Genomic DNA, 16,142 nt, shown 5'->3' on the forward strand with positions numbered 1-16,142 from the left:
GTTTAATAAGGCATAAAATTTTTTCTGGGAATAGGTATAAATGCAGCGCATTTTGGTTATCCGCATTGATTTCCTTGGCGACATAATATGCACCACTGCTTTACTACATGCACTCAAGCTGCGCTGGCCTACGGCCGAAATTCATGTGTTAGCGAATAAATACAATCGCGCCGCACTGGCACGTAACCCCGATGTCAGCGCGGTTCATACTTATGTTTACAGTAAGCAGTGTGAAAGAAACCAACAACCCGGCAGGCTTAAGGCCCTGTTTGAGCGGCTGGCCCTAATTTGGCAGCTGCGGCGTTTGCGCTTTAATCTGTTGGTTATTCCTAACGGCGGCATGAACAAAAACAGTATTCAGTTTGCTAAACAACTTAATGTGGCTGATAGCCGCTGGCATACCCCTGTCAGTGAGTTTGACGATCGCAATCCTGACCATGTTGCCAATCGGCCCATACGTCATGAGGCACTGTCTGGTTTTTCGCTAATACCCGAACTGGGGCCAGTAGATATCAATACACTTAAGCTGCATATCTATCCTGACCCACAATTACAGGTAAAATGGCAGTCAGAACTAGGCGAAAAAAACCGACCGCGTATCGGGTTGTTTGTGTCGAACAAATCACCGCAACGGCGTTGGAGCTGGGAGAAGTGGCAACAATTGGCGCTGAAACTCAGTGATCAGGCCGATATAGTGATTTTATCTGACCCAACCGCGCCACCGAGTGAACAGCAATTGGCCAGCATCCAGGGCCGGGCGCTGTTAACCCCCTCGGTGGATGAGTTCGTGGCAGCCGCCAGTCAATTGGACTTGGTTATCTCGGCGGATAGCGCGCCGGTACATATCAGCTCAGCGTTGCAAATACCGGTGGTCGCGCTGTTTGAGGCTCGGCCAGAGAAATACCGGCGTTGGTACCCGTTAACCCGCCATGTTTTGTTGCATGCAGGGCCACAGGTCGATGACATCACCGTTGATGCCGTTGAAACGGCTTCCCGTATGTTATTGAATAATAAATAATACCCACCCAAAAACCACTCTCAATGGGCGTGGTTGTTGCAGGCAGTTTGAATGCGGCCAGCGCGTAAAAACCGGAGTGTACACAAAGTACGTGAGGATTTTTAGCACTGCCCAAGTTCAAAATGGCAAATAAAATAGCCGATTAAGGCCGGTACACCGGCCTATCCCCGAGAATAGTCGCCCGATGCATCACCCGCCGCTGTGGCAGATAATCTGCATTGGCGTAGTGTTGGGTGACCCGGTTATCCCAGATAGCCACATCATCCTGCTGCCAGCGCCAACGCACCTGAAACTCCGGTTTGGTGGTATGGGCAAAAAGAAAACGCAGTAACGCATCACTCTCTTTATCACTCAGGTCAACTATTCGGGTGGTGAATCCTTCATTGACAAACAACGCTTGACGCTCCGTCACCGGATGAGTACGTACCACTGGGTGTAACCTCGGCGGATTGTTCTCTTTTGCCAGTAGCCAACGCTGATGCTCTTCCGGCGTTGCACGGTGTTTGTGCTCAGGGAAAGAATGGGTGAAGTCGTGCTCGGCCTGCAAACCCGCCAATAACTGTTTAAATGGGGCAGAAAGCGCCTCATAAGCCGCAATTCCGCTACTCCACAAGGTATCGCCACCAGTGGGTGGTAACTGCTTGGCGGCCAGGATCGCGCCCAATGGCGGATTTTCGATAAACGTAACGTCAGTATGCCAGTTATCATTATCCGGCGGATTATGGTCGTGGGTATCCAGCACGATAATCTCTTCGCACTCTTTAGTGTGCGGATAAACCGGATGAATATGTAGATCACCAAAACGCCCGGCTAACTCGCGCTGCTGTAGCGGCGTGATCGGTTGATTACGGAAAAACAGCACCTGATGCCTAAGCAACGCGTGATAAAGCTGCTCAAACTGGCTATCCCCTAACGGGCGGGCAATATTAATATTCTCAACCTGCGCGCCAATATATGGCCCTAACGGGGTCACGACCAAACGTTCATTCATTGTTGTGCTCCATACCAAGGCGTTAAGCGGCGTTGTATCGCCCGCAAACTTAATTCCATACCAAAAGCGATAATGGCGATCACACTGATACCGGCAATCACCACGTCGGTCGCAAGAAACTCACCGGCGGACTGCACCATAAAACCCAGTCCCCGAGTGGCAGCGATTAACTCAGCCGCGACTAGCGTTGACCAACCGACACCCAAGCCAATGCGGATACCGGTTAGGATTTCCGGCAAGGCGCTGGGCAGTACCACAAACCATAAAACTTGCCCGCGGCTGGCCCCTAATGCGCGGGCCGCTCTTATCCGAACCTGCGCCACACTGCGCACACCAGCAACCGCTGCCAGTGTCACCGGCGCAAATATCGCCAGATAAATCAGCAGAATTTTTGAGGTTTCGCCAATACCAAACCAGATAACCATAAGGGGTAAATAGGCCAACGGTGGCACCGGGCGGTAAATCTCGATCAAGGGGTCCAGCACACCGCGAACCGTACTATTTAGGCCCATCGCAATACCGGTGGGGACACCGAGCGCCACTGCGGCAAATAATGCGACTAAAATTCGCCCCAAACTGGCCGCCAAATGCTGCCATAACGTGGCATCCATAAACCCCTGTGGGCTGGCAATCACCCGTAATTGATGCAATACCTGTTGCGGCGCGGGTAAAAACAGTGGGCTGATAAGCTGTAAAGCCGTCACCGCCCACCACAGGGCTACCACCAACGTTAACGTGATGATACTAAGCCACAAACCTTTCGCTGCCGGTAAATGGCGGGTCGCCTTTTTGCGGGTTGGATGCCCGGTGCGCGGCGCATCAGTGGCTGGCAAAGGCGTGGTTTGATGATGCAACGTGCTGTGCAGGCTCATATCAGAACCTCCCGCTGCTGGAAGACTTTGCCCAACACGTATTCGCGGCGGGCGATAAATTCAGGGTCTGACTTAATAGCGCGGCAAGGTTCACCCTCGGCATAGCGTTGGCCAAAGTTCAGCGATAGCCGTTCGACCACCTGCCCAGGCCCCGGCGACAACAGCAATAACTCGCTGGCGAGAAATACCGCTTCTTCAATATCATGAGTAATCAGTAGAATTTGTTTACCGGTATCACGCCAGATGGTCAGCAGCAGCTCTTGCATCTGCTCGCGGGTAAACGCATCCAGTGCGCCGAAAGGTTCATCCAACAGCAGTAAGCGCGGGGAGACCGCCAGCGCACGCGCAATCCCCACCCGCTGGCGCATACCGCCGGAAAGCTGCCAAATAGCGTGATGCTCAAAGCCGGCTAACCCGACCCGATTAAGCATTTTCAGGGCGATTTCACGCCGCTGTTTTTTATTTAATCCGGTCAGTTGCAGGCCAAACTCGACATTACTGACCACATCGCGCCACGGCAGTAAACCCTCATGCTGGAACACCACTCCCCGCTCGGCACTTGGGCCGTGAACCGGAATATTATCCAGAGTGATGCTGCCAGATGAAGGCTCCATAAACCCGGCAATCAAATTTAATAACGTGGTTTTGCCACAGCCCGATGGCCCCAATACCACGACCAACTGTCCGGATGCGATTTGTAATGACACATCCTGTAAGGCAGGTTTGCCCTGATATTCGGCCCACAGGCCGCGCACGTTTAGCATGGTGGCTCCTAGGGCTGCGGTGTGGCCTGAACTTCTTTCACAAAGCGATCAGTAACAAAATCATGATAATCACTGGCAACTTGCGGGATCTTACCCTGCTCTTTCAGGAACGCAGCCGTATCGCGGATAGCTTGATCCACTGGCTGGCCCAGTTGTGTTATCTGCTCAGCCACCGGCAGGTAAGTATTCCCTTTCACCAGTTCCGGTATTTGGTCGGTCGGGACGCCACTTAAGCGGGACAGCCGGCTCAAATGTTGCTGGTTTTTTAGCCACTGCTCAGGCTGTGCCAGATACGCCCCTTGTGCGGCCAATGCACTGCGAGCAAAGGCGGTAACCACCTCAGGATGTGCTGCTGCGAAGTCCTTGCGCACCACCCACACATCCAGTGTTGGCGCGCCCCATTGCCCTACTTGTGCGGAATCGGTCAATACCGTACCGGTTTTGGCTAATTCGTTAACGGCAGGAGCCCAAACATAAGCGCCATCAATATCCCCTCGTTGCCAGGCGGCAGCGATAGCGGGCGGTTGCAAGTTGAGGATAGTGACCTGACCCGGCTTGATCCCCCAATGCTTCAGGGCTGCCAGTAGACTGTAATGCGTGGTGGAGATAAACGGCACGGCAATGCGTTTACCGATTAAATCTTGCGGCGTTTTGATCTCTTTTTTCACCACCAATGCTTCAGAACTGCCCAACTGTGAGGCCAGTAGAAAAACCTCAATCGGGACATTCTGGCTGGCGGCAACCGCCAGTGGGCTGGAGCCAATATTGCCAATCTGCACATCACCGGAGGCTAATGCTCTGACCACGCTGGAACCACTATCAAACTTGCGCCAATCCACTTTAGCACCAGACAATTTGGCAAAGCTGTTATCCGCCTGAGCAACCTTGGCCGGTTCAGCCGAAGTTTGGTAAGCCACTGTGACATCGACAGCATGCGCACTGGTGGCAACCAGTGACAGGGCCAGGAGTGCGCCACCGGCCCCTAAGAAGCCGCGTATTGCGGTGGTAATACTCATAAAAGAAAAGGTTATCGCCATGGTTCACTCCGCTCGATTAACAGTGTCATTCGCTATTGTTGCGACCCTAAGCGCACCCGGCGCGCTGAAATGACAGTGTTACCTGAAGGAGTAATATGACAAAAGGAATAAAAAAATATTCTTTATTCCTTTAAATAATAAGTAAAGTCTGGCGGGATGGTCTATTCGGTTAACTTATGGATCTATAACCCAAAGTCATTGGTGATAGCGGTGTCAAGTCAGAAGAGATACCTCACCTTTCATGAAAATTCGGGCCTCACCGGCAATCAGGGTGCGATCACCGGCTAAGGTGCAGAATAGCTCCCCCCCCGTGCTGATATCTGCCGAGCATGTAGCGGCGCTTTCCCCAGCCGGGCCACCCAATACGGCATTAATGTGCAATGGGCAGAGCCGGTAACCGGATCTTCATTGCTGCCCAGGGTATAGTTATAGGCCATCAATTAGCTCCAGTGATTAATCAATGCCATATCAGTAATACACAGGCTGCCGTCAGCAAGCCCATCGAGAGATTAAAGGTAAACCAGGCGCGGCGGGTGCGCAGCAGGCGGCCAATCAAAGTGCCAAAACCCAGCCAAATAATACCGGCCACCAGATTCACCATAAACATGCCCAGACTGATCATGACGATGGAATGATTATAATCCGCGCCCGCCATACTGAAGCTGGCGACTGAGCCTAATCCCATTAACCAGGCTTTTGGATTAAGAAACTGTAATAGCCAGCCCTGATATAAACGCAGCGGCTTTGGCGGAACTACGTTGGTTTCTAATTTCTCATAAGCAGAAGTGGCAATCTTCCATGCCAGCCACAGTAGATACAAACTACCCAGAATTTTCAGGATCAGATGGAGGGAAGGGTAAATAAGTATCAGGCCGCCGATACCAAAAGCGACCAACAACAGCATACTTTGCATCCCTAACATAATGCCTAACATCAGCCAGATAGAGCGCATAAAACCAAAGTTGGCACCCGCGGCGGTCAGCAACATATTGTTCGGACCGGGGGTAATAGCAGCAACCCAGAGAAAACCTACCATTGAAAGAAATAAACTCAGTTCCATGAGACGGGTGCCCCTCACCCAAAATGATACGCGATATACCCATGAAGCTAACAGTGTGCTATTGATCACACAAGAACAACGACATGATTTCCATTCACCATATGCATGAAATATTTCGCCCGCTGGCCGGTGCCAGTAACCCACATCTGCAAACGCTGCTGCCACGATGGGTCAGACGGCGCGTGCAACTGCAACCATTCTGGCAACGGCTGGAGTTACCTGATGGGGATTTTATCGATCTGGCCTGGAGTGAAAACCCGGAGCTGGCTCGCGACAAACCCAGAGTGGTGTTATTCCACGGTCTGGAAGGCAATTTTTACAGCCCGTATGGCCATGGGTTACTGCACGCATGGCAAGCTAAAGGATGGTTGGGTGTCGTCATGCATTTTCGCGGATGCAGTGGCGAGCCAAATCGTAAGTCACGTATTTACCATTCCGGTGAAACAGAAGATGCCCGCTTCTTTTTGCGCTGGCTACGGGAAAGCTATGGTCAGGTGCCAACCGCCGCAGTGGGAGTCTCTTTAGGTGGCAATATGCTGGCCTGCTACCTGGCTGAGCAAGGGCGACTGGCCCCATTTGGGGCAGGCAGTCTGTTACAAGCTGCGGTGGTAGTGTCAGCACCGCTGATGCTTGAACCTTGTGCCAATCGGATGGATCAAGGCTTCTCTCGCGTCTATCAACGCTATTTACTGAATCAGCTAAAGTTGAATGCGACCCGCAAGCTTTTACATTACCCCGGAAGCCTGCCTCTCGAACTGGTGCAGTTAAAAGGACTGCGACGAATCAGAGATTTCGATGATGTCATAACAGCTAAAATACATGGCTTTAATGACGCAGTAGATTATTATCGCCGCTGTAGCGCCCTGCCGCTGCTGCCGCAGATAACCACCCCGTTGCTGATCATTCATGCTAAAGATGACCCTTTTATGACGGCCGAGGTGATCCCTGACCTCAGCGAGTTACCGGGCAATATTGATTATCAGTTAACCGAACATGGCGGCCACGTTGGTTTTGTCGGCGGTTCATTGAAACACCCGAAAATGTGGTTGGAGCAACGTATTCCAACCTGGCTTTCCCCTTATCTGGAGTCGCAGTAATGATAGTTCCCTGGCAGCAAGTCGACGCTGAAACACTGGATAACCTACTTGAAGCCTTTGTGCTCCGTGAAGGCACGGATTACGGCGAACATGAGCGTTCACTAGCGCAAAAAGTCGAGGATGTACGCCGTCAGTTGGTGAGCGGTGAGGCTATTTTGGTGTGGTCAGAGTTGCACGAAACCATCAATATTATGACACGAGGCTCCTTTCGCGCCGGAGCAGAAGAACAGCAATAACCCTGGCCCTATCAGAACCGCATTCGGTTAAAACTAAGGTAAAACAAAGTGACAAGCCCGCCACTTTGCCCTAAAAATAACCATCAACGATAAAAAACAGGCAATTGTAGCCCGGTCACTGACAGTCTAACCCCATGGAGTTACTGCTAATATGTCAACTAAACATCCGGTTATCGCCGTTACCGGCTCAAGTGGTGCCGGGACGACCACCACCAGCCTGGCATTCCGTAAAATCTTTCAGCAGTTGAATATTCGCGCGGCGCAAATTGAGGGTGATAGCTTTCATCGCTATACTCGCCCGGAAATGGATGCTGCCATCCGTAAGACACGAGATCTGGGTAAGCACATCAGCTATTTTGGCCCGGAAGCCAATGACTTTGGTCAGTTGGAGCAAAGTGTGGAGGAATACAGCAAAAGCGGCACCGGTCGCTCGCGTAAGTATTTGCACACTTATGATGAAGCCGTGCCTTATAACCAGATCCCAGGAACATTCACGCCATGGGAAGCGCTGCCAGAACCCACCGATGTGCTGTTTTATGAAGGGCTACACGGCGGGGTGGTGACGGAACATCATGATGTGGCAAAACACGTAGATTTGTTGGTGGGCGTGGTGCCTATCGTCAATCTGGAGTGGATTCAAAAGTTGGTCCGCGATACCGGTGAGCGCGGTCATTCCCGTGAGGCGGTGATGGATTCGGTAGTACGTTCCATGGACGATTACATTAACTACATTACGCCACAGTTCTCCCGCACTCATATTAACTTCCAGCGTGTTCCAACCGTCGATACCTCAAACCCATTTGCCGCCAAAGCCATTCCTTCGCTGGATGAAAGCTTTGTTGTCATTCACTTTCGCGGTTTAGACCAAATCGACTTCCCTTACTTGCTGGCAATGCTGCAAGGGTCATTTATCTCTAACATCAATACGCTGGTGGTCCCCGGCGGGAAAATGGGGCTGGCAATGGAGCTGATTATGGCACCACTGGTTCAGCAATTACTGGAAGGCAAAAAAATAATTTAGTGCTATACCAGCCCAAAGTAATTAGAGCTGCAGGTAGGCGGCAAGCGAACCCAGCCAACACCCCTGCAGCGTCAAGTACGAAGGGCTTGTTTAGGCGATTTCGCGGATTTCAAAACTGTGAGTGATAGTGGCAGCCTTACCCAGCATCAGCGCAACCGAACAATATTTCTCTGCTGACAACTCAACCGCGCGCTCAACAATTTTGTCCGTCAGGCCTTTGCCGCTGACAATAAAGTGCAAGTTGATTTGCGTAAACAACCGTGGTGCTTCTTCCTGGCGTTGCGAAGTTAATGTGACCTCGCAATCACGTACATCATTGCGCCCTTTTTGCAAAATAGAAACAACATCAATCGCGCTACAACCGCCTGCCGACATTAACAACATTTCCATCGGGCTGGGTGCCTTGTCTCCGGCATTTCCGTCCATCAAAATCTGATGACCTGAAGCGGATTCCCCCAAAAATGTCAGCCCCTCAACCCACTTTACACGTGCCTGCATAACGCTATCTCCCAGTTAAATTTCCTGATCCAGACTACCCTTTCATTTACAAACTGGCAATGTAACCCGATGTTCATCATGCTGAAGCGATACAACACAAGACACTGGTCTCATCCTGTGCTACAAACAGAACCGAAAGTGTTGTTTCTAGAATTAAATAGGGTAGTGATCAATACTCAGTGAAGGGTTTCTATCCGGTACGTATCTTGGCTATACCTTTCGGCAGTTGAGCAAATTATTATGCTAAGAGAAAGTGTATTTTATAAGCACGCCGTACAGGGAACTCTGATCCCTGTTATGTTAGGCAGCGATAACAACAGAGGATAACAGCGAATGGTTCTCGGTAAGCCGCAAACAGACCCGACTCTCGAATGGTTCCTGTCTCATTGCCATATCCACAAATATCCATCAAAGAGTACGCTAATTCACCAAGGTGAAAAGGCTGAAACGCTTTACTACATCGTGAAAGGCTCCGTTGCGGTGCTTATCAAAGATGAAGAAGGTAAAGAGATGATCCTCTCCTATTTAAACCAGGGAGATTTCATTGGCGAACTTGGATTATTTGAAGAAGGCCAGGAACGGAGTGCCTGGGTTAGAGCAAAAACTGCCTGTGAAGTGGCTGAAATTTCTTACAAAAAATTCCGTCAGTTGATTCAGGTCAATCCAGATATCTTGATGCGCCTATCTTCACAGATGGCGAATCGCTTACAGATTACCTCTGAGAAAGTGGGTAACCTTGCTTTCCTTGATGTGACTGGGCGCATTGCACAAACGCTGCTGAATCTGGCAAAACAACCTGATGCCATGACCCACCCAGATGGGATGCAGATTAAGATTACCCGCCAGGAAATTGGTCAAATAGTTGGCTGCTCCCGCGAAACTGTGGGGCGGATACTAAAAATGCTGGAAGATCAAAATCTGATCTCCGCACACGGTAAAACGATTGTCGTTTACGGCACCCGTTAATCTCCCATAAAGCCGGTGCCGATAACCTCGGGACTGGCTTTTTCGTCTGTTGTAACTTATAAATTTCTGGGGCCTCTATGAATTGGCAACGGCTTATTTATCATCCTGAAGTTATTTATCGGCCCAATGTTAACTATGGACTGCGCCAAACACTGGTGCTCTGCTTACCGGCGGCGTTGGGGTTTGCGATTGGCGAATTGCGATTGGGGCTGATGTTCTCCCTGATACCCGCCTGTTGTAATATTGCTTCGCTAGATACCCCCCATCAACATTTCTTCCGGCGGCTGATTATCGGCGGGATGCTCTTTGCATTCAGTAGCTTTCTGACTCAACAACTGTTGCTGTGGCATATTCCATTGCCTGCGGTGATGCTTGGTTTGGCATTAATATTGGGTATGAGTGGTGCCATCAGCCAGCTCAATGGTCGTCTGCTCCCCGCCGCACTCATCGCCGCTATTTTCAGCCTTAGCATGCTAGGCCGCGCACCTATCTGGCAAGCACCGTTGATGTGTGCCGTGGGGACGCTCTGGTACGGCGTATTTAACTGGTTGTGGTTCCGGTTATGCAAAGATCAACTGATCCGTGAGCCCCTGAGCCAACTCTATAATTTGCTGGCCGAGTATTGCGACGTTAAATACAGCCTGTTTTCCCAGCATGTTGAATCAGAAAAGGCGCTCCCCAAATTGCTCGACAGGCAACAAGGGATAATGGATGAAATTAACCAGCTTTATCAACAATTTAACTTGATAGACAATGCCACTAAACAAGAGCGAAAACGGTTATTGAGCTTGTTTCAGATGGCGCTCGATTTGCAGGAGCATATTACCGCGGCAATGAATCAGCCGGAGAAAGTGCAAGAGCTAATGAAGCAAGGCCAAATAGAAACGGTCCTTGAGCGCAATATGCAGACTATCTCGGCTCGAATGCGCACCATCGCCGATGATATTCTCTATCACCACCGCGCAATGGCACGTTTCAGCGCCGGTGAGGCGCTGGTAGAGCTGGAAGAAATAGCCCAGCAGAACCCAGACAACCCGGTTCTACAATTCAGCTATTACCACATCAGCCATGTTACCCAGATCCTGAGCGACCAACGCCCGCAATATGACCGCGAATTGATGTCCAGCCAGCTCTCCCAGCCGTTCTGGCCAGCACTCGTCAGCTATTTATCATTTAAATCCAGTGCCTTGCGGGATGCTGCTCGCATGGGAGTTACCCTGGCTGTCGGCAGTTACATCGGTAATCTGATGCATCTGCCCAAACCTTATTGGATCTTACTCACCATCATGCTGGTGACGCAAAACGGCTATAACGCCACTAAAGTGCGTATTCATCACCGCGCCCTTGGTACTCTGGTTGGGCTATTACTCGCGGCAGCCTTGCTGCATTTTCAAATTCCAGAAGGGACGACGCTGAGCATCATGTTGCTCATTACCCTGATATCCTATCTGGTTCAACGCAAAAACTACGGGCTGGCTGTCATCGGTAGAACCATAACTGCGGTGTATATCTTGCAGCTATTGACCGGAGAAGGCGCAGACTTTTTAGTCCCACGGTTACTGGATACCTTAATCGGCTGCGCGTTGGCCTTTGCCAGTGCATTATGGTTGTGGCCTCAGTGGCAAAGCGGTTTACTGCGTAAAAATGCGCATCAAGCGTTGGCGAGTTATCAGAATATCCTGCGCATCCTGCTGAAACCTCACCCTGATATCGGGCAACTGGCTTATGAACGGATCCAAGTGAACAAGGCGAGTAACGCCGTTCTAAGCTCACTCAATCAGGCGATGCAAGAACCGGGATTTAATTCAAAATATTTGGCGGACATGCGGCTTTGGGCCACCCATAGCGAGCTAATTGTTGGGCATATCAATGAGATGACTATCCTAACACGGGAGCATTCGTTAGCTGATTCAACCTCGTCCTCCGAGGAGAAGCTCGTGCAAATGAGCGCCACCCTGGCGGCGGAGTATTTGCAGTTATGTGAGATGGCGATTCAGCAATGCCAGCAACGGCTGGAATCGGATAACAGCGGGGGTGATAACGATTTTGTGCAAATGCCAGACGTGGACTCTGACACACAAATCTCTGAGCTGGAACGTAATTTACGGCGGATTTTGTCACATCTGAGTGTGATGCATACCGTATCATCAATGGCCTGGCAGCAGCAGCCACATCACGGTATTTGGCGCAGCCGTAAGTTACGCGATAAAACGTAACAATGGAGAGGCAGAGCGCCTCTCCATACACTGTTTAGCCGTTGACCAAACTGGCAATCGCTTTTTCCAGGCGTGCCATTCCTAGCTGGATATCATCCAGTTCAATCACCAACGAAGGCGCTAACCGCAGCACATCCGGCCCGGCATTGAGGATCATCAAGCCATTAGCCGCCGCCGCCGTCAGGAACTCCCGCGCACGACCCCGGTATTGTGGCGTTAACTCTGCACCCATCAGCAGCCCCATGCCCCGGATATCCTCAAATACATGATACTTGTTGTTAATCTGTTGCAGAGCTTGCACAAACAAACCGTGACGCAGTTCGATACCATCAAGTACCTCAGGGGTGTTAATCACATCCAGTGCCGCCTCAGCGACCGCACAGGCCAGAGGATTGCCACCATAAGTGGTGCCATGGGTTCCTACCGCCATCACCGAGGCAATCTCTTCCGTGGTCAGCATCGCACTGATAGGGAAACCGCCGCCCAAGGCTTTCGCCGTGGTCAGGATATCGGGGGTCACGCCGTAGTGCATATAGGTAAACAGCTTGCCGCTGCGGCCCATGCCGCTTTGTACTTCATCAAATACCAGCAGCGCTTTGTATTGGGAGCACAGCGCCCGCACGCCTTGCAGAAATTCTGGCGTGGCGGAGGTAATGCCCCCTTCTCCTTGAATGGGCTCAAGTACGACGGCACAAGTATGGTCATCCATTACCGCTTTCACCGCCGCCAGATCATTAAACGGCACATGGATGATATCCGCTGGTTTCGGGCCAAAACCATCAGAGTATTTTGGCTGACCGCCAACGGATACGGTAAACAAGGTGCGACCATGGAAAGCATTGTGGAAAGCAATGATTTTGGTTTTGTACGGGCTATGGCGCTCAATGGCATAATGACGGGCTAACTTAAAGGCCGCCTCGTTCGCTTCACCGCCAGAGTTAGCAAAAAACACGCGGTCGGCAAAGGTCGCGGTAATCAGTTTTTGTGCCAAACGCAGTGCGGGCTCGTTGGTGAAGACGTTACTGGTATGCCATAACGTCTCCCCCTGTTCATGCAATGCAGCCACCAGCGCGGGGTGACAATGGCCTAACGCAGTAACCGCAATTCCACCTGCGAAATCAATATATTCCGTACCTGCTTGATCCCATACGCGGCTACCTTTCCCTTTTACCGGAATAAACTGCGCTGGTGCATAAACAGGCAAAATAACCTGATCGAATGTACTGCGACTCACTGCTAACTTATCTGCCATTGCGCTGCCACCCTGATAAAAAATTAAGCTGCCAATGATTGGCGTATGAAAATATAGTCATAAAATATGCATAAAAAATCACAATGAGGCAAATAAAAAGATCACTTTATAAATGATATTATCTTAACATTCTAATTTTTAAGAAAATTATCTAATAATTGATGGCCCTGCTCACTGAGGATACTCTCTGGGTGGAACTGCACCCCTTCCAATGGCAGCGTACGATGGCGGATGCCCATGATCTCATCCATTACACCGTCTTGCTCAGTCCATGCAGTTAGCTCAAAACAGTCGGGCAGTGAGTCAGTGGCAATCACTAAAGAGTGATAACGGGTAACGGTCAGCGGCTGGTTAAGGCCACGGAAAACGCCCTGGCTATTATGACAAATCGCCGTGGTTTTACCGTGCATCACCTGCCGCGCCCGCATTATCCGCGCACCAAAAGCCTGCCCCAGCGCCTGGTGGCCCAAACAAACCCCCAGTATTGGCAATTTATCGGCGAAATGACGAATAGCAGCCAGCGAAATCCCAGCCTCATTCGGGGTACAAGGGCCGGGAGAAATCACCAAGTGTGAAGGAGATAATTTTTCAATATCAGTCAATTGCACTTCATCATTGCGCTTAACCACCACCTGAACGCCCAGTTCACAAAAATACTGGTACAGGTTGTAGGTAAATGAATCGTAATTATCGATCAATAACAGCATTTCACATCCCAAAAAATCAGGTTAACGCTTACGCCCACCCGTAATTGATCCCAGAACACCGCGCAAAATTTGTCGGCCCAGATCGCGCGCCATACTTTTTGCCGCCGTCTGAACAATGCCATCATGCTTGCCACCCCGTGGGCCGGTAGAACCAAACAACAAATCATTCAGTCCCCCCATCCAACCACCGTCAGCGCTCTTCTGCTGACCCGCCGGTTGCTGAGGTCCCGTCACGTTCCCTGTAGCGGTATCGCCCAGGGTAGAGAACCCACTCACGGATAACATCTCATATGCAGACTCGCGATCCACCATCTCTTCATAACGGCCATACAGTGGCGAGTGATTGATGGCGTGATTACGTGCCGCCGCATCCAATGCGCCCATTTTTGATTGTGGGGCAATCACCATTCCTCGCTCCACCACATTGGGCCGCCCTTTCTCATCAAGGAAAGAAATAAGCGCCTCGCCAACACCCAGCTCGGTAATCACTTGTTCGGCGCTAAATGCCGGATTCGCGCGCAGGGTTTGAGCGGCAGCTTTAACCGCTTTTTGATCTCGAGGGGTAAAGGCGCGTAGGGCATGTTGTACCCGATTGCCCAGTTGACCGAGAATTTTATCCGGGATATCCAATGGGTTTTGCGTCACAAAATAGATACCGACCCCCTTTGAGCGGATCAGCCGCACCACTTGCTCAACTTTATCTACCAGCGCCGTCGGAGCATCGGTGAACAACAAATGGGCTTCATCAAAGAAAAAGACTAACTTAGGCTTATCAACATCGCCGACTTCCGGAAGCTGCTCAAAGAGTTCAGCCAGCAACCAAAGCAGGAAAATAGCGTACAGTTTGGGTTGATTGATCAACCGATCAGCGGCCAACAGATTGATAACGCCCTGCCCGTTGCTGTCGGTCTGCATCAAATCGTGGATATCCAACATCGGTTCGCCAAAAAATTGATTGGCACCCTGCGCTTCTAACATCAGTAAACCACGCTGGATAGCCCCAATTGAGGCCGGTGTAATGTTGCCATATTGCGTACGGAACTGTTTTGCGTTGTCTCCGACATATTGCACCATGGCACGCAGGTCTTTCATGTCCAACAGCAGCAAACCGTTGTCGTCAGCAATTTTAAACACCAATTGCAGTATGCCGCTTTGTACCTCATTCAGATCAAGCAAACGCCCCAGCAGCAGCGGGCCGAGATCAGAAATGGTGGCGCGAATCGGATGACCTTTCTCGGCAAAGATATCCCAAGGCACAATCGGGCAGGCTTGTGGCTGCCAGTCGGTAACACCGATTGCCGCCAGCCGGGTTTGCAGCTTTTCAGAATCTCCCCCTTCAGCGCCAATACCGGATAAATCCCCTTTCACATCAGCCAAAAATACCGGCACGCCAATGCGGGAAAATTGCTCTGCCATCTTTTGCAGGGTGACGGTTTTACCGGTACCAGTCGCACCAGTAATCAACCCATGGCGATTGGCCAGTGCCGATAAAATCACTAAGTCTTGTGCCGGCAGTGCTTTGCCGATAAGTAATGTTTCGCTCATAAACCTTTCACCCCATCGCAGACAGATAATTGATTATAAGCATGCCGCAGGAGCCAACGGATTAATTTATGGCAGCAATGTGATTGTTGGGAATATAAACCAGCCTTCGAGGTTTAGCGTGAAGGCTGGTGGGCAGCAATTAAGGCAAAACTTTCGCTGACAGGATAGTGATCGGTTTAACCGGCACATTCTGATACGGGCCGACATTTTCGGTCTGAACCTGGGAGATCTTCTCTACCACATCCATGCCGTTAACTACTTTACCGAACACGGCATAACCAAAGTCACGCTGGCCGTGGTCAAGAAAAGCATTATCTGCCACGTTCAGGAAGAACTGGCTGGTAGCACTGTCTTTATCGGCAGTACGCGCCATAGAGATGGTGCCACGCAGATTACGCAAGCCGTTATCTGCTTCATTTTTGATTGGCGTTTTAGCGGTTTTTTGTTTGAAGTCAGCGGTAAAGCCCCCCCCCTGAATCATAAAACCAGGGATAACACGATGGAAAATAGTGTTGTTGTAGTAGCCGTTGTTGACATAGTCAACGAAGTTTTGTGTTGAAACCGGGGCCTTCTGGCTATTGAGTTCTAGCTCAATATTCCCAACTGACGTCGTTAACAATACATGAGGCTCACCGGCCGCTAAAGCAGCAGGAGCCACGGCGCTTAGGGAACAAAGTGCGATGAAGGTCACTAAAGTACGTTTGAACATTAACGGTTCCTTTCTGTGGGATGCAAACAACGGAAAAGCGCTTTGATTCTAGAGAGCTAACCCGCGCAATACCACCCATTTACGGATATTTACGTAACAGAATGCGGATTTTCGCTGAAATCTCGCCACCTTGGCAGATAAATAGCACCATGG

The 16,142-nt window shown here is 50.6% G+C and carries 16 protein-coding genes and 1 pseudogene; 6 read left to right on the forward strand and 11 right to left on the reverse strand.

Translation table 11 applies throughout. From position 1 onward, the window contains the following. The first annotated feature begins 40 nt into the window (after positions 1–40). A complete protein-coding gene (locus tag AEP37_RS08505; RefSeq protein ID WP_049612348.1) occupies positions 41–1,018 on the forward strand; it encodes a glycosyltransferase family 9 protein in 978 nt (325 codons plus the stop codon). 142 nt (positions 1,019–1,160) lie between these two features. Here the strand turns inward: AEP37_RS08505 and tauD are convergent, their stop codons facing one another. The 6 genes and pseudogenes from tauD to AEP37_RS08530 form a co-directional block, all read right to left on the reverse strand. Next, the gene (gene tauD, locus AEP37_RS08510; protein ID WP_049612350.1) at positions 1,161–2,009 is read right to left on the reverse strand and encodes a taurine dioxygenase; all 849 of its coding nucleotides are present in this window, start codon (positions 2,007–2,009) and stop codon (positions 1,161–1,163) included. Beyond that, positions 2,006–2,881, reverse strand: coding sequence for a taurine ABC transporter permease TauC (tauC, locus tag AEP37_RS08515; RefSeq protein ID WP_049612351.1), 876 nt, complete (start codon positions 2,879–2,881; stop codon positions 2,006–2,008). Before tauC ends, tauD begins: the two co-directional genes overlap by 4 nt. Next, positions 2,878–3,645 (reverse strand): taurine ABC transporter ATP-binding subunit, encoded by a 768-nt coding sequence (gene tauB, locus AEP37_RS08520; RefSeq protein ID WP_049612354.1) that lies wholly within the window; start codon positions 3,643–3,645, stop codon positions 2,878–2,880. The genes tauC and tauB overlap by 4 nt, the downstream gene beginning before the upstream one ends. A gap of 8 nt (positions 3,646–3,653) precedes the next feature. After that, positions 3,654–4,682: a taurine ABC transporter substrate-binding protein gene (gene tauA, locus AEP37_RS08525; RefSeq protein ID WP_049612355.1), complete on the reverse strand. Its 1,029-nt coding sequence runs from the start codon at positions 4,680–4,682 to the stop codon at positions 3,654–3,656. A 213-nt stretch (positions 4,683–4,895) separates the two neighbouring features. After that, positions 4,896–5,107: pseudogene (locus AEP37_RS24750) on the reverse strand (PhzF family phenazine biosynthesis protein); the annotation flags it as partial. Between the two features lie 32 nt (positions 5,108–5,139). Further along, entirely contained in the window at positions 5,140–5,742 is a 603-nt protein-coding gene (locus AEP37_RS08530; protein ID WP_049612357.1) for a LysE family translocator, read from the reverse strand. A 101-nt stretch (positions 5,743–5,843) separates the two neighbouring features. Between AEP37_RS08530 and AEP37_RS08535 the strand changes: the two genes are divergently transcribed. The 3 genes from AEP37_RS08535 (at position 5,844) to AEP37_RS08545 (ending at position 8,096) form a co-directional block, all read left to right on the forward strand. Further along, complete coding sequence (locus AEP37_RS08535; protein ID WP_049612467.1) at positions 5,844–6,839, forward strand: hydrolase; 996 nt, start codon at positions 5,844–5,846, stop codon at positions 6,837–6,839. Further along, positions 6,839–7,075 (forward strand): YheU family protein, encoded by a 237-nt coding sequence (locus AEP37_RS08540; RefSeq protein WP_049612359.1) that lies wholly within the window; start codon positions 6,839–6,841, stop codon positions 7,073–7,075. Before AEP37_RS08535 ends, AEP37_RS08540 begins: the two co-directional genes overlap by 1 nt. 151 nt (positions 7,076–7,226) lie before the next feature. Next, positions 7,227–8,096 (forward strand): phosphoribulokinase, encoded by an 870-nt coding sequence (locus tag AEP37_RS08545; protein WP_049612365.1) that lies wholly within the window; start codon positions 7,227–7,229, stop codon positions 8,094–8,096. Between the two features lie 90 nt (positions 8,097–8,186). On the opposite strand, the gene AEP37_RS08550 is transcribed toward AEP37_RS08545, so the two are convergent. Beyond that, a complete protein-coding gene (locus tag AEP37_RS08550) occupies positions 8,187–8,594 on the reverse strand; it encodes an OsmC family protein (protein ID WP_049612366.1) in 408 nt (135 codons plus the stop codon). Positions 8,595–8,927: 333 nt separating this feature from the next. Here AEP37_RS08550 and crp point away from each other — a divergent pair, with 333 nt between their 5' ends. Both crp and AEP37_RS08560 read left to right on the forward strand, forming a co-directional pair. Further along, complete coding sequence (crp, locus tag AEP37_RS08555; RefSeq protein ID WP_002212297.1) at positions 8,928–9,560, forward strand: cAMP-activated global transcriptional regulator CRP; 633 nt, start codon at positions 8,928–8,930, stop codon at positions 9,558–9,560. A 77-nt stretch (positions 9,561–9,637) separates the two neighbouring features. After that, on the forward strand, positions 9,638–11,776 hold the full coding sequence (locus tag AEP37_RS08560) for a YccS/YhfK family putative transporter (RefSeq protein WP_049612368.1): 2,139 nt from the start codon (positions 9,638–9,640) through the stop codon (positions 11,774–11,776). A 34-nt stretch (positions 11,777–11,810) separates the two neighbouring features. Here the strand turns inward: AEP37_RS08560 and argD are convergent, their stop codons facing one another. From argD to ppiA, 4 genes are all read right to left on the reverse strand, one after another. Next, positions 11,811–13,028, reverse strand: a complete 1,218-nt coding sequence (gene argD, locus AEP37_RS08565; RefSeq protein ID WP_049612371.1) for a bifunctional acetylornithine/succinyldiaminopimelate transaminase — start codon at positions 13,026–13,028, stop codon at positions 11,811–11,813. Positions 13,029–13,159: 131 nt separating this feature from the next. Beyond that, on the reverse strand, positions 13,160–13,735 hold the full coding sequence (locus tag AEP37_RS08570) for an aminodeoxychorismate synthase component II (protein ID WP_049612373.1): 576 nt from the start codon (positions 13,733–13,735) through the stop codon (positions 13,160–13,162). Between the two features lie 21 nt (positions 13,736–13,756). Next, positions 13,757–15,280, reverse strand: a complete 1,524-nt coding sequence (locus AEP37_RS08575) for a helicase HerA-like domain-containing protein (protein ID WP_049612374.1) — start codon at positions 15,278–15,280, stop codon at positions 13,757–13,759. 139 nt (positions 15,281–15,419) lie between these two features. Further along, positions 15,420–15,989: a peptidylprolyl isomerase A gene (ppiA, locus tag AEP37_RS08580; protein WP_049612376.1), complete on the reverse strand. Its 570-nt coding sequence runs from the start codon at positions 15,987–15,989 to the stop codon at positions 15,420–15,422. Positions 15,990–16,142 lie beyond the last annotated feature (153 nt).

The sequence above is a fragment of the Yersinia pekkanenii genome (genome assembly GCF_001152565.1).
Classification (GTDB): domain Bacteria; phylum Pseudomonadota; class Gammaproteobacteria; order Enterobacterales; family Enterobacteriaceae; genus Yersinia; species Yersinia pekkanenii.

Excerpts from the sequence above, each read along its gene's own strand:
- crp (WP_002212297.1), top strand. The coding sequence starts at position 8,928 with ATGGTTCTCGGTAAGCCGCAAACAGACCCGACTCTCGAATGGTTCCTG.
- AEP37_RS08540 (WP_049612359.1), top strand. The coding sequence starts at position 6,839 with ATGATAGTTCCCTGGCAGCAAGTCGACGCTGAAACACTGGATAACCTA.
- tauC (WP_049612351.1), bottom strand. The coding sequence starts at position 2,881 with ATGAGCCTGCACAGCACGTTGCATCATCAAACCACGCCTTTGCCAGCC.
- tauA (WP_049612355.1), bottom strand. The coding sequence starts at position 4,682 with ATGGCGATAACCTTTTCTTTTATGAGTATTACCACCGCAATACGCGGC.
- ppiA (WP_049612376.1), bottom strand. The coding sequence starts at position 15,989 with ATGTTCAAACGTACTTTAGTGACCTTCATCGCACTTTGTTCCCTAAGC.
- AEP37_RS08505 (WP_049612348.1), top strand. The coding sequence starts at position 41 with ATGCAGCGCATTTTGGTTATCCGCATTGATTTCCTTGGCGACATAATA.
- AEP37_RS08545 (WP_049612365.1), top strand. The coding sequence starts at position 7,227 with ATGTCAACTAAACATCCGGTTATCGCCGTTACCGGCTCAAGTGGTGCC.
- AEP37_RS08570 (WP_049612373.1), bottom strand. The coding sequence starts at position 13,735 with ATGCTGTTATTGATCGATAATTACGATTCATTTACCTACAACCTGTAC.
- AEP37_RS08550 (WP_049612366.1), bottom strand. The coding sequence starts at position 8,594 with ATGCAGGCACGTGTAAAGTGGGTTGAGGGGCTGACATTTTTGGGGGAA.
- AEP37_RS08535 (WP_049612467.1), top strand. The coding sequence starts at position 5,844 with ATGCATGAAATATTTCGCCCGCTGGCCGGTGCCAGTAACCCACATCTG.
- AEP37_RS08575 (WP_049612374.1), bottom strand. The coding sequence starts at position 15,280 with ATGAGCGAAACATTACTTATCGGCAAAGCACTGCCGGCACAAGACTTA.
- AEP37_RS08560 (WP_049612368.1), top strand. The coding sequence starts at position 9,638 with ATGAATTGGCAACGGCTTATTTATCATCCTGAAGTTATTTATCGGCCC.
- AEP37_RS08530 (WP_049612357.1), bottom strand. The coding sequence starts at position 5,742 with ATGGAACTGAGTTTATTTCTTTCAATGGTAGGTTTTCTCTGGGTTGCT.
- tauB (WP_049612354.1), bottom strand. The coding sequence starts at position 3,645 with ATGCTAAACGTGCGCGGCCTGTGGGCCGAATATCAGGGCAAACCTGCC.
- argD (WP_049612371.1), bottom strand. The coding sequence starts at position 13,028 with ATGGCAGATAAGTTAGCAGTGAGTCGCAGTACATTCGATCAGGTTATT.
- tauD (WP_049612350.1), bottom strand. The coding sequence starts at position 2,009 with ATGAATGAACGTTTGGTCGTGACCCCGTTAGGGCCATATATTGGCGCG.